The sequence below is a fragment of the Rahnella sp. RFA10(1/100) genome (assembly GCF_004195115.1).
GTDB lineage: Bacteria > Pseudomonadota > Gammaproteobacteria > Enterobacterales > Enterobacteriaceae > Rahnella > Rahnella perminowiae.
Map to the genome: position 1 here is coordinate 174,495 of NZ_SEWR01000004.1, position 11,801 is coordinate 186,295.

At 53.0% G+C, this 11,801-nt stretch carries 13 protein-coding genes and 1 pseudogene; 3 read left to right on the top strand and 11 right to left on the bottom strand.

What is annotated here, in order from left to right; genetic code table 11:
* Positions 1-232: 232 nt before the first annotated feature.
* Positions 233-739 (top strand): peptide-methionine (R)-S-oxide reductase MsrB, encoded by a 507-nt coding sequence (gene msrB, locus ETV65_RS14250; protein ID WP_129953477.1) that lies wholly within the window; start codon positions 233-235, stop codon positions 737-739.
* Between the two features lie 18 nt (positions 740-757).
* Complete coding sequence (gene msrA, locus ETV65_RS14255) at positions 758-1,477, top strand: peptide-methionine (S)-S-oxide reductase MsrA (RefSeq protein ID WP_129953478.1); 720 nt, start codon at positions 758-760, stop codon at positions 1,475-1,477.
* Between the two features lie 96 nt (positions 1,478-1,573).
* Here msrA and ETV65_RS14260 read toward each other — a convergent pair whose 3' ends face one another.
* The 10 genes and pseudogenes from ETV65_RS14260 to ETV65_RS14305 all read right to left on the bottom strand — a co-directional run bounded on the left by ETV65_RS14260 (position 1,574) and on the right by ETV65_RS14305 (position 10,583).
* Positions 1,574-2,605 carry a methionine synthase gene (locus tag ETV65_RS14260; RefSeq protein WP_129953479.1) on the bottom strand — a complete coding sequence of 344 codons (1,032 nt, stop codon included), beginning with the start codon at positions 2,603-2,605 and terminating at the stop codon, positions 1,574-1,576.
* A gap of 27 nt (positions 2,606-2,632) precedes the next feature.
* A complete protein-coding gene (locus tag ETV65_RS14265) occupies positions 2,633-3,616 on the bottom strand; it encodes a DUF1852 domain-containing protein (RefSeq protein ID WP_129953480.1) in 984 nt (327 codons plus the stop codon).
* A 281-nt stretch (positions 3,617-3,897) separates the two neighbouring features.
* A pseudogene (locus ETV65_RS25375) lies at positions 3,898-4,014 on the bottom strand (MFS transporter); the annotation flags it as partial.
* Between the two features lie 194 nt (positions 4,015-4,208).
* Entirely contained in the window at positions 4,209-5,447 is a 1,239-nt protein-coding gene (gene fucP, locus ETV65_RS14275; protein ID WP_129953481.1) for an L-fucose:H+ symporter permease, read from the bottom strand.
* A 190-nt stretch (positions 5,448-5,637) separates the two neighbouring features.
* On the bottom strand, positions 5,638-5,985 hold the full coding sequence (locus ETV65_RS14280; protein WP_129953482.1) for an L-rhamnose mutarotase: 348 nt from the start codon (positions 5,983-5,985) through the stop codon (positions 5,638-5,640).
* Positions 5,982-6,758: an SDR family oxidoreductase gene (locus tag ETV65_RS14285; RefSeq protein ID WP_129953483.1), complete on the bottom strand. Its 777-nt coding sequence runs from the start codon at positions 6,756-6,758 to the stop codon at positions 5,982-5,984. The genes ETV65_RS14280 and ETV65_RS14285 overlap by 4 nt, the downstream gene beginning before the upstream one ends.
* Entirely contained in the window at positions 6,758-7,612 is an 855-nt protein-coding gene (locus ETV65_RS14290; RefSeq protein ID WP_129953484.1) for an amidohydrolase family protein, read from the bottom strand. The genes ETV65_RS14285 and ETV65_RS14290 overlap by 1 nt, the downstream gene beginning before the upstream one ends.
* 35 nt (positions 7,613-7,647) lie before the next feature.
* Positions 7,648-8,925, bottom strand: coding sequence for an L-fuconate dehydratase (locus ETV65_RS14295; protein ID WP_129953485.1), 1,278 nt, complete (start codon positions 8,923-8,925; stop codon positions 7,648-7,650).
* A 26-nt stretch (positions 8,926-8,951) separates the two neighbouring features.
* Positions 8,952-9,794 (bottom strand): fumarylacetoacetate hydrolase family protein, encoded by an 843-nt coding sequence (locus ETV65_RS14300; protein WP_129953486.1) that lies wholly within the window; start codon positions 9,792-9,794, stop codon positions 8,952-8,954.
* A 48-nt stretch (positions 9,795-9,842) separates the two neighbouring features.
* On the bottom strand, positions 9,843-10,583 hold the full coding sequence (locus ETV65_RS14305; RefSeq protein ID WP_129953487.1) for an SDR family oxidoreductase: 741 nt from the start codon (positions 10,581-10,583) through the stop codon (positions 9,843-9,845).
* A gap of 223 nt (positions 10,584-10,806) precedes the next feature.
* On the opposite strand from ETV65_RS14305, the gene ETV65_RS14310 reads away from it, so the two are divergent.
* Positions 10,807-11,568 (top strand): FadR/GntR family transcriptional regulator, encoded by a 762-nt coding sequence (locus tag ETV65_RS14310; protein WP_129953488.1) that lies wholly within the window; start codon positions 10,807-10,809, stop codon positions 11,566-11,568.
* A 29-nt stretch (positions 11,569-11,597) separates the two neighbouring features.
* On the opposite strand, the gene ETV65_RS14315 is transcribed toward ETV65_RS14310, so the two are convergent.
* Entirely contained in the window at positions 11,598-11,747 is a 150-nt protein-coding gene (locus ETV65_RS14315; RefSeq protein WP_129953489.1) for a DUF2474 domain-containing protein, read from the bottom strand.
* Positions 11,748-11,801 lie beyond the last annotated feature (54 nt).

An 11,801-nucleotide genomic window follows, 5' to 3' on the forward strand; every position in this document is an offset into this window, starting at 1 on the left:
CGGTTTTTCAATAGCGGTGATCGCACAACGCGCTGCGCCGAAACCGCCCAAGAGAGGGAAGTGCTTTCCCTCTCTTGGATCTCTCCCCGCTTTTCTACTTCGCGCTCCGCTCGCTGGCGCCGCACAGCGGTAATCTCCTACTTATCACAAAACCGTTAACTCTCCGCGAGGATTCCGTAATCCCTCCCCTTGTAGTCTGATGTCATCGACAGTAACCGCAACGGTGGCAACAATGATTAACAGACGTAATTTCCTGCTGGGCAGTGGTGCGGTCTCGGCCGCTGCGCTGATGGGGTTGGTCCCGTCACTGTTTTCCCGCAGCGCCGACGCACAGGCGAAAACTGCGAAATTCGACATCATGCTCACTGAGGCTCAGTGGCATCAGCGCCTCAGCGATGATCAATACCGCATTTTGCGTGAGGCGGGCACTGAACGGCCTTATTCCAGCCCGTTAAATGACGAACACCGGGTGGGTGAATTTGCCTGTGCAGGCTGCAATCTTGCTCTTTTCTCCTCGGCGACCAAATTCGACAGCCATACCGGCTGGCCAAGTTTCTGGAAACCTCTGGGCAACGCCGCGCAAATCAGCCGGGATACCTCGCTCGGTATGGTTCGCGATGAAGTGCATTGTCGCCGGTGTGGCGGACATCTGGGGCATGTGTTTGATGACGGTCCGCAGCCGACCGGCCTGCGCTATTGCATGAACGGGCTGGCGATGACGTTCACTCCACAAGCTTAATCAGTCAGGAAATTACCCATGAAAATTGCATCGAAAAAAATGCGTCATTACAGTCTGATCGCCGGACTGGTGCTGGCGTCAGCGTTCGCGTTCCAAAATAATGCCTGGTCATGGGGCGGGGGCGCTGAACCGGCGGTGGTAATCCCCGCACCGGCAAAAGATGAACCTGCGGGTACGTCGCACAGCGAGACGGCATTGTTTGCCGGTGGCTGTTTCTGGGGAATTCAGGGCGTGTTTCAACACGTGAAAGGCGTGACCAGCGCGGTGTCCGGTTATGCGGGCGGCGACGCGCGAACGGCGAGTTATGAACAGGTGAGTACCGGCGATACCGGCCACGCAGAATCGGTCAAAATTACCTTTGATCCGTCGCAGGTGACGTATGGCGAACTGCTGCATATTTTCTTCTCGGTGGGGCATAACCCGACAGAGTTAAACCGTCAGGGTCCGGATACCGGCAGTCAGTATCGCTCGGCGGTTTTCCCGCTCAGTCAGGCTCAGGCAGAAGTGGCGAAAGCGTATATCGCTCAGCTCGATGCCAGCCACAGTTACAGCGAGCCGCTGGTGACAAAAGTGGAAAGCAGTGCACACTTTTATCCGGCAGAGGCTTATCACCAGAACTTTTTAAACGATAATCCGGATTATCCGTACATCGTGGTGAACGACCTGCCAAAAATTAACGAATTAAAACAGCATTTCCCGGCGGATTATCGCGAACAGCCGGTGCTGGTGAAGCAATAACGGGGCATGATCGGTTTATCACTCAGCCCGGCAGGCTTCTGGTCTGACCGCCTGATCCGGGCTGAATTCTCTTCAGATTGATGCAATCGGGTGAATTTACTTCGCCAGCAGTTCTTTCCGGACGATTTCTGCACCGGCACTTAACGCATCTAACTTGCCTCTTGCTACGCCACGCGGTAATGGGATCATGCCACAGTTGGTGCAAGGATAGAGCTTGTCGGCGTCAACATATTGCAGTGCTTTTCGAAGCGTAGCGGCGACTTCCTCGGGTGTTTCAATAGTATTGGTTGCCACATCGATAGCACCGACCATCACTTTTTTACCCCGGATCAGCTCCATCAGCTCCATCGGAACATGGGAGTGATGACATTCCAGTGAAATAATATCGATATTAGATTTTTGTAGTTTTGGGAAAATCTCTTCGTATTGTCTCCACTCTGTTCCCAGCGTTTTTTTCCAGTCTGTATTGGCTTTGATACCATAGCCGTAGCAGATGTGGACAGCCGTTTCACATTTCAGCCCTTCAATGGCTCTTTCTAATGTGGCAATACCCCAGTCGTTCACTTCATCGAAGAACACGTTGAATGCCGGTTCATCAAACTGGATAATATCGACACCCACAGCCTCTAATTCCCGGGCTTCTTCATTGAGAATTTTAGCGAATTCCCAGGCGAGTTTTTCGCGACTTTTATAGTGATTATCATAGAGCGTGTCGATCATGGTCATCGGCCCCGGAAGAGCCCATTTGATCGGCTGTGTTGTTTGCTGGCGCAAAAACTTCGCATCTTCGACAAAAACGGCCTTTTGACGACTGACCGGGCCAACAACAGTCGGCACACTGGCTTCATAACGGTTGCGAATCTTAACGATCTCGCGGTTCTCGAAATCAACGCCGTTGAGGTGCTCAATAAAGGTCGTGACGAAATGCTGGCGCGTTTGCTCGCCATCGCTGACGATATCAATACCTGCCTGTTGCTGATCTTCCAGACACAAACGCAGCGCATCTTTTTTGCCGTCGAGTAACTCCTGACCTTCAAGCTTCCAGGGTGACCAGAGTGTCTCCGGCTGCGCAATCCAGGAGGGCTTAGGTAAACTGCCCGCAGTCGATGTCGGTAATAATTTTTTCATCACAGGTGACCTTATATTTTTAGTAAATCAAAGAACGGAATGAGCAGACCATTGTTTAAGAACAGTTTGGTAAGGTTTAATAAAATGTTCCTCGGTAAATTTCCCCTGCTCAACAGCCAGCTGGCTACGTTCTTCCCGGTCATAAACAATCCGGGTTAATGAATAATCCTGGAAATTCAGGCTTGGCTGATACTGTTTCCCGGCCGCGGAGTTAGCATTGTAAATTTCAGGGCGGTATATCTTCTGGAAAGTCTCCATCGTGCTGATGGTACTGATCAGCTCAAGATTGGTGTAATCGCTGAGCAAATCGCCACTGAAGTAAAACGCCAAAGGCGCAACGCTGTTTTCAGGCATGAAGTATCGCGCCCGCAATCCCATCTTGGCGAAATATTCATCAGTCAGGGAAGGTTCGTCCTGCTGATATTCGATGCCTAATACAGGATGTTGATTGCCGGTACGGTAATAAGTGTTTTTACTTGAGACGCTCAGGCAAATAACGGGTGTTTTATTAAAGAATTCTTTGTAAATATCGGAGTTAATGAAACGCTTAAAGATATCACCGTGTAATACACCAAAATCATCCGGCAGGCTAAATCCGGATTTATTCTTATTATGCTCCGGCAGTAAAACGCTAAAATCATAATCCCGTACATAAGAAGAAAAATTATTACCTAAAATACCGTCAAAACGTTCATCGGTTTTTTTATCAACGATAGTGGTTTTTAATACTTCAATCACCGGGAAAACGTCGATCTTCCCTGCAATATTAATGTTTAACTGGGCTGTAATGATATCGAGTTCAACGGAGTAGCGGTCACCCACAGGGTTGTCCCAATGCGCCAGTGAATTGAAACGATTGTCAATCATCACTAAGGTGTTGCGCAGGTTTTCCTGGCGTTTTTCACCCCTTGCCAGATTGGCAAAGTTAGTCGTAATACGCGTATTTTCCGAGGGGTTATAATCTTCGTCAAAACGAAGGCTTTTAAGAGTGAATGTAATTTCTTTTTTCATTTTTATCAGGTGTCCTGGTTGCTGAAAAACCTAAATTATTTCAGTAGCCTTCATATTTTTAAGAGTGAATCGCGATGACTCTTTTATGCCTGAGTCATTGAGTGAAAAAAAGTGATTTAAATTCACTGAACATGAGAAAAATTCATGATCCAGCTTGCGCGTCACCGACATACTTCGGCGCTGACCGAAGCATCCCCTTTTAGCCGGTAATAAGCTGAGCGAAATTCATGAGGGAGCAGAAAGATGATCGCAGTACTTTTTGAGGCAGACGCAGTAGCCGAATCAGACGCTTGTTTTTCGATGCGTCAGAAATATCCCCAAAAAAGGCCCAAGCCTGTCACGAACATCCGCAATAAAAAACGGGTTAAACACAGTGTCTGCAATGAACGAATCGACATATTTTACCCTTCAGCGTTATTAAACAGTTTCATACGCGATGAAGTATAAGCAGGATTTTTTCATCCGGGATGACAGGAATGTTAAAACTCAGGGTGTGGTTTTCAGAGTTGCCGCCCCTCCTTAACGCCTGAAGGGTATTAAGGAGGGGCTGTGGTGAGGTGTAGCCATCAGATTGTTTTATATTACAACTTTCTCAATTTGCCGCTTTCGCACGCTGCTTCAGGGCGTAGAAAAGCACCACGGCGAAGCATACCATCGGCAGCGCGTAGGAAATCGCGGTGTTGTAATGGTCAGCAATCGCACCCATCAGGTATGGCATCACCGCGCCACCCACAATCGCCATGATCATCACAGAGCTGGCGCGTTTGGTCTGTTTGCCCATATTCTTGACACCCATTGCAAAAATGGTCGGGAACATGATCGACATGAAGAAGAAAATCGCCACCAGTGCAATCACCGACACGTTATCAATCCCCGCGACCACCACGCCGCACAGCACAATATTAATGATGGCGTAAACTACCAGCAGCGTGGCCGGACGGACAAAGCCCATCAGCCAGGTACTGAAGAAACGGCCAACCATAAAACTTACCATACCGACGGAAAGCAGGTAAGACGCATTCTGATTCGACAGCGTGTGCCAGTGTTCGGTGGTGTAGTTAATGAAGAACGCGCCGACACCTACCTGGGCCGCGACGTAGAAGAATTGTGCAATCACACCACCGGTGAAATGGGCATGCTGCCATAATCCTTTTCCGCCACCCTGATCCCCGGCCGCGCTTTGCTCACGAATATCCGGCAATTTGGTGCGCCCGAACAGGAAGGCAATCAGAAGCACTAACACGGCGATGGCGACGTAGGTAGTTTTTACAGATGACAAGCCGTCTGCCGTGGTGCCCTGCGTGGCAGAGAAGAACAGCGAACCGCCGATAATCGGGCCGATAAACTGTCCTAAGCCATTGAATGACTGAGAAAGGTTCAGGCGACGTTCTGCTCCGGCCGGATCGCCCAGCACGGTAGCGAACGGGTTAGCGGCGGTTTCGAGACAGCCCAGACCGAGGGCGATCACGAACAGCGCGAACAGGAACATAGCGAAACTGCCTGCGGAGGCGGCAGGCACAAACAACAGCGCGCCCAGTGCATAGAGACATAATCCGACCAGGATCCCGGCTTTATAGCCAAACCTGTCCATGAAGAAACCGGCAGGCAGGGCGATGATAAAATATGCCCCGAAATAGGCGGCCTGTAACAGGCCAGACTGGGCTTTATTAACGTGTAAGACTTCCTGGAAATGTTTATTCAGGACATCCAGCAACCCGTAGGATAAACCCCACAGGAAAAACAGCGTGGTGACCAAAATGAACGCCAGGCGGAAACCGGACGTCGTTTTGCGCTGCGCATAAGCGGGCGCGGCAGTTTTATCGGCGAGCATAGTGTATTCCTCAGTATCTGGTAACGCATGTAGGGGGTCAGCTCAGGTGGCTGATTTTTTATGTCAGATAACGTGAAAAACGTGATGAACTCCCTGAGAGTAGGGAGAGCTTTTGCTCCTCCCACATTCACAGGGTTGAGCGGGTTTTGCTTTGCTCCTCCCCTTCGCAGGGGAGGGAGCCGACCGGGTTTTACTTAATCTGTTCAGCAAGCGAAAAAATCTTCTCCATTTCTACCCACTTTTTACCGGCGGGTGTCCACGGCGTGGGGCGCTGATATTTCCACATCAGGGCTTCCCACTCACACATTTTCGGATCCTCCAGACTGCGGCGTTCGAACAGCCCGCTGTCAAACTCTTCCGTGGTTTCCATCACCATCATCAGCCGGTTGCCCAGCCGGTAAATTTCCATCTCTGCGATGCCATAACGGCGCAGATGCGCGGTAATTTCCGGCCAGATTTTGCGGTGATGACGCTGATATTCTTCGATAAGCGCCGGATCTTCCGCCAGATCCAGTGCCTGACAATAGCGGCGCTTCATGTCAGCGCCCGGTCGAGATGCATATAACCACCGTCCACGGTCAGCCACTGGCCGGTGGTGTGAGACGCGCGGGAAGAGAGCAGGAATACCACGGTGTTGGCGATTTCCTGCGGCGTGGTCATCCGCTGTCCCAGCGGAATATGCGAGGTGATTTGTTGCAACTTTTCGTCGGGATGATCGAAGCTTTTGATCCAGCGTTCGTACAGTGGCGTCATGACTTCTGCCGGGATCACCGCGTTCACGCGGATGCCGTCGCCGAGCAGTGCCGCCGCCCATTCACGGGTCAGCGCCAGAATGCCGCCTTTGGCTGAAGCGTAACCGCTGGTGTTGCCTTGTCCGGTTAAGGCGGTTTTCGAGCTGATATTAACGATCGCCCCGTGGCTTGCGCGCAGGGCTTCCAGGCTCAGGTGTGCCATCAGGTAATAGTGGATCAGGTTTTGTTCTAACGATTGCACAAAGGCTTCCCGACCGGCGTCCAGTCCGACGCTGTCGTTGGCTCCGGCATTGTTCACCAGCCCGTCGATACTGCCGTAGCGGGTAAGCACCTCCTGTACCGCCGCCGTGCAACTGGCTTCGTCGCGCAGTTCGGTCAGCACAAAACTGGCCTGCGGAGAAAGCTGTTGCAGTTTATGCATCAGTTGATTGGCAGGTTCGGTATTGCTGATGATCACCGGAATGGCACCTTCTTCCGCCAGCGTCAGCGAAATCGCCGCGCCAATACCGGACCCGCCGCCGGTGACGATCACCACTTTATTTTGCAGATGCAGATTCATCAGTCATTTCCTGTAATCGGTAAAGGCTGTAATCGGTAAACCGTGCAGGCATTGCCGCCATATATGGCAGCCTGCTCGTCAGAACTGAGTGAGGCCGTGGCCTGTTCACATAAATCCCATGGATTCTCATCGCCGCCAGCCAGTAAGCACACCGGCCAGTCGGAGCCAAACATCAGGCGTCCGGGCCCGAAAACCTCCAGTGCGGCATCGAAATAGGGCAACAGGTCGCGGGCAGACATCCCCGCCGGGCGCGGCTCAGTCAGTAGCCCGGAAAGCTTACAACTGACGTGTTGTAACGCCGCCAGCGGGGCGATTTGTTTCTTCCAGTACGCAGCGCCCAGGCTGAGATCCGGCTTGCCGAGGTGATCGAGCACCAGAAAATGCCCGTCATGCCTTATGGCAAACTGTACGGCTTCGGCAAGATGGCGGTGCGTCACCAGAATTTCATAAACATATTCCTGCTGCTGAAGCTGGCGAATACCGGCATTGATGGCCGGATCTGCCAGCCATTGTGCAGGCGAAGGTTCATCCTGAACCTGATGACGAAAGCCGCGCAGCAGCGGGTGTGAGAGAGCATCCAGCTCCCGTTGCAGCGCGGACGACGACAGATCGACCCAGCCGGTCACGGCGCACACAAAGTCAGTTTTTCCGGCGATATCCAGCAGCCATCGGGTTTCACGGGTGCATGAGCATGCCTGAACCAGTACCGTGCTCTGAATGTTGTGACGTTGTAACGTTGACGTCAGTGTTTCCGGCAAGAAATTCTGTTTCAGCACCGTCATTTCATCGCTTATCCAGCGGTAGTCCTGCGGGGTGTAGCGCCAGAAATGCTGATGGCTGTCGATTCGCATCATCGGCCTCCTCCTTGCTGCTTTTTCGATCATTAAGGTCAGGCGTGATGGCGGTATTTTTCGACCGACGCCTGATGCATCTCGACAGAGAATCCCGGTGCCTGTGGGGGCATATAAGCTGCGCCGCGAATATCGCACGGGTGTACAAAATGCTCGTGAAGATGGTCAACGTATTCAATGACCCGACCGTCGTGCGTACCTGAAATGCACAGGTAATCAATCATGGACAGATGTTGGACGTATTCGCATAACCCGACGCCACCCGCGTGCGGGCACACCGGCAGATTGTATTTGGCGGCCATCAGCATCACGGCCAGCACCTCATTGACGCCGCCCATGCGACAGGCATCAATCTGCACCACGTCGATGGCTTCGCGCATAATGAACTGCTTAAACATGATGCGGTTCTGGCACATTTCGCCGGTGGCGACCTTAACCGGCGCAACGCCCTGACGGATTTTGCGGTGACCTTCGATGTCGTCCGGGCTGGTCGGTTCTTCGATAAACCAGGGTTTGGCAAAGGCGAGGGCATTGACCCACGGGATCGCCTCGTCGGTTTCCCACACCTGGTTGGCGTCGATCATCAGTTTGCGATCCGGGCCGATGACTTCGCGGGCAATGCGCACGCGGCGGATGTCGTCTTCGAGGTCGCGCCCGACTTTGAGTTTCAGATAATCGAAACCGGCGTCGACCGCTTCCTGGCATAAACGGCGCAGTTTGTCATCGGGATAGCCCAGCCAGCCTGCTGACGTGGTGTAGCACGGGTAGCCTTCTGCCAGCAGTTTCTCTCTGCGTTGGGCCTTGTTGTCAGCGCGTTGCCGCAATAAGGTCAGTGCCTCGTGTGGCGTAATGCAGTCGGTGATGTAGCGAAAATCGATGCAGCGCACCAGCTCTTCCGGTGACATGTCGGCCACCAGTTGCCACAGGGGTTTACCGGCGGCTTTGCTCCACAAATCCCACACCGCGTTAACTACCGCGCCGGTCGCCAGATGGATTGCGCCCTTATCCGGACCAATCCAGCGCAACTGACTGTCGCTGGTAAAATCGCGCCAGAATTTACCCATATCGGCGGTGATGTCTGCCAGTTCGCGCCCCACAATCAGGTGTTCCAGCGCCTTGATCGCTACGCAGCAGATTTCGTTGCCGCGCCCGATGGTAAAGGTCAGTCCGTGGCCTTTCAGCGCCGGATTGTCAGTGTCTAAAATCACATAGGCAGCGGAATAATCCGGATCCGGGTTCATGGCATCCGAGCCATCGAGCGCCAGCGAGGTCGGGAAGCGCACATCTTCAACACGTAAAGCCGTAATCGTTGTCATCGCAAAATTCCTTTAGCGTAAAGGGGCTATGCCTGCACTGTCTTCTGACGCTGTTCACCCAAACCTTCAATGCCAAGCCGCATGACCTGACCGGCTTTCAGGTATACCGGTGGTTTTTGCCCCAGTCCGACCCCCGGCGGTGTGCCGGTAGAAATGATGTCGCCGGGTTGCAGGCTCATGAAACGGCTGAGATAACTGATGATTTCGGGGATGCGGAAAATCATGGTGCGCGTATTGCCGTTCTGATAGCGTTTGCCGTCCACTTCCAGCCACAAATTCAGCTGGTGCGGGTCAGGAATTTCATCCGCCGTCACCAGCCACGGGCCGGTCGGACCAAAGGTGTCGCAGCCTTTGCCTTTGTCCCAGGTACCGCCGCGTTCAATCTGAAATTCGCGCTCAGATACATCGTTGATCACGCAGTAACCGGCGATGTGTGACATCGCATCGGTTTCGCTGATATAGCGCCCGCCGGTGCCGATCACGACACCAAGCTCTACTTCCCAGTCGGTTTTAACCGAATCCCGGGGGATCTCTACGTCATCGTTTGGTCCGACAATCGCACTGGTCCATTTGCTAAAAACTACCGGTTCTTGCGGGATTTCTGCGCCGGTTTCGGCCGCATGATCGGCGTAGTTCAGCCCGATACAGATGAATTTCCCCACACTACCCACACAGGCACCCAGACGGGGTTCGCCGCTGACCCGTGGCAGGCTGTGCGGATCGAGCTGGCGCAGCTTATCCAGCGTTTCGGGCTGTAAAAATTCGCCACGGATATCGGCGATATGTGCGCTGAGATCGCGTAACTGGCCGTTGTCATCCACCAGGCCCGGGCGCTCAGAACCCGGATTGCCGTAACGTAATAATTTCATGTGTCAGTATCCTTCTGTGAAAGTCAGATGTTGTTAGCCGCGGTCGACTCAGTTGCTCCAGCCGCCGTCAATAATTTGCACCGTGCCGGTGGTATAAGAACTGGCGTCGGAGGCCAGATACAGTGCCAGCCGGGCGATTTCTTCGGTTTTACCGATGCGCCCGATCGGCTGGCGGGCAACGAACGCGGCGTACACCTCAGCTTCGCTGCGGCCTTCGGCCTGCGCCTGTGCGGCAATACGCTGGCGCAGGGACGGAGATTCCACCGTGCCCGGACAAATCGCGTTACAGCGAATGCCTCGGGTGACGTAATCCGCAGCAACAGAGCGGGTCAGGCCAATCACAGCCGCTTTTGAGGCGCTGTATGCAAAGCGGTTCGGCACACCTTTGATGCTCGAGGCAACGGATGACATGTTGATCACTGAACCGCTGCCGCGCTCAAGCATGGCGGGCAGAAAAGCGCGGATCATGTGAAACATCGCAGTGACATTGAGATCGAGCGCAAACTGCCATTCGTTTTCTGTACAGGCGAGGATATCGCCGCTGTGGACCACCCCGGCGCAGTTGAACAGCACATCGAGCGGGCCGGTTTCTTCTGCCAAAGCAGCAATCGCCCGCGGGTCTGTCACATCAAGTAAGCGCGGGGTAATCCCCGGAATATCCTGTAACGCACCGATATTGATGTCGGTGGCAATTACCTCGGCACCCTCCAGGGCAAAAAGCGTGGCGGTGTTGAAGCCAATACCTTGTCCGGCGGCGGTGATCAGAACTTTTTTCCCTGCCAGGTTCATAACAATTCCCCATCAAATATTGCTTTATAGGTCTAATGGTCAGGCCATTGAAGGTGAAAAAAACGCGTTAAAAGCAGTGCTTTTTGCTAAGATGTCCGGCAAGCTTCTGCTTAAAACGCCATTCCCGTTAACCAATTTTTTACATGCATAAAACAAATCAGCAAGATTTTTGTCCGAAAAATGCTAGCTGAATCACTTAATGAGAATTGACCTCAGGTGTGCGATGCCGATAAAAAAGTTAGAAAATCCCAGAATATACAGGCAGATAGCTGACCAGCTAAAAACGTTGATTGATAATAAAGAATTTCCACCCGGCAGTCGTCTTCCGGCTGAACGTGAACTGGCGAGTCAGTTACAGGTGAGCCGCGCCTCGGTGCGTGAAGCCCTGATTGCGCTGGAAGTGATCGGGCTGGTGGATGTGCGGGTGGGAAATGGTGTAATTGTCCGTCAGCCGCCTGTCGTTGCGGCTACGCCCTCGCTGGAGCCGGTGATGTCTCAGGCGGGACGCAACCAGTGGGCGGACGTGGACGATGAGCTGAATATCGAGCTGGATTTTACTGCTGAATTGCCTCCTTTTTCGCTGTTGCAAACCCGCCGTCTGATAGAACCTGAAACGGCCGCACTGGCGGCAAGAAACGCAACTGACGAGGAACTGGCGGCGATCAGGCAGGCATATGAGCAGAATTGTCGCGATAACCGGCATGGTTCAGCAACGCATCCCGGCGACCGTTTATTTCATATCCGCATCGCTCAGGCCAGCGGTAATCCGGCCTATGCATTTATCATCGCCCACCTGCTTGGCCACCGTTATGGCACCATGTTCCGTAGCCTGCAATTACATTACACCCCGCAGGACATGCCGCACCGTTCTGAGATTGAACACCTTGAGATCCTGACGGCGCTGGAGGCCAGAGACAGTCGCGCCGCCAGGAAGGCGATGAAGGAACATCTGGATGCGGTGATTAAGATTTTTGGGCAAGGGTAAGAAAAGCCGCTGCATGTCATCACTTATTTTTAATGCGATTTCATTCCGGCGGCTGTCATCATCATTCTGAATAAGAATGCCACCACAGCCAGCGATAATACACTTAATGTATAAATGATTATCAGCCAGACGACGCGCTTCCAGAATGGCTGCTTCCTATTGATTGTCTGATCCTGCATCAGGAACCTCCTGTGAAAACCGGGCGAAAATAATGCCGTCACGCCGCCCGGTAA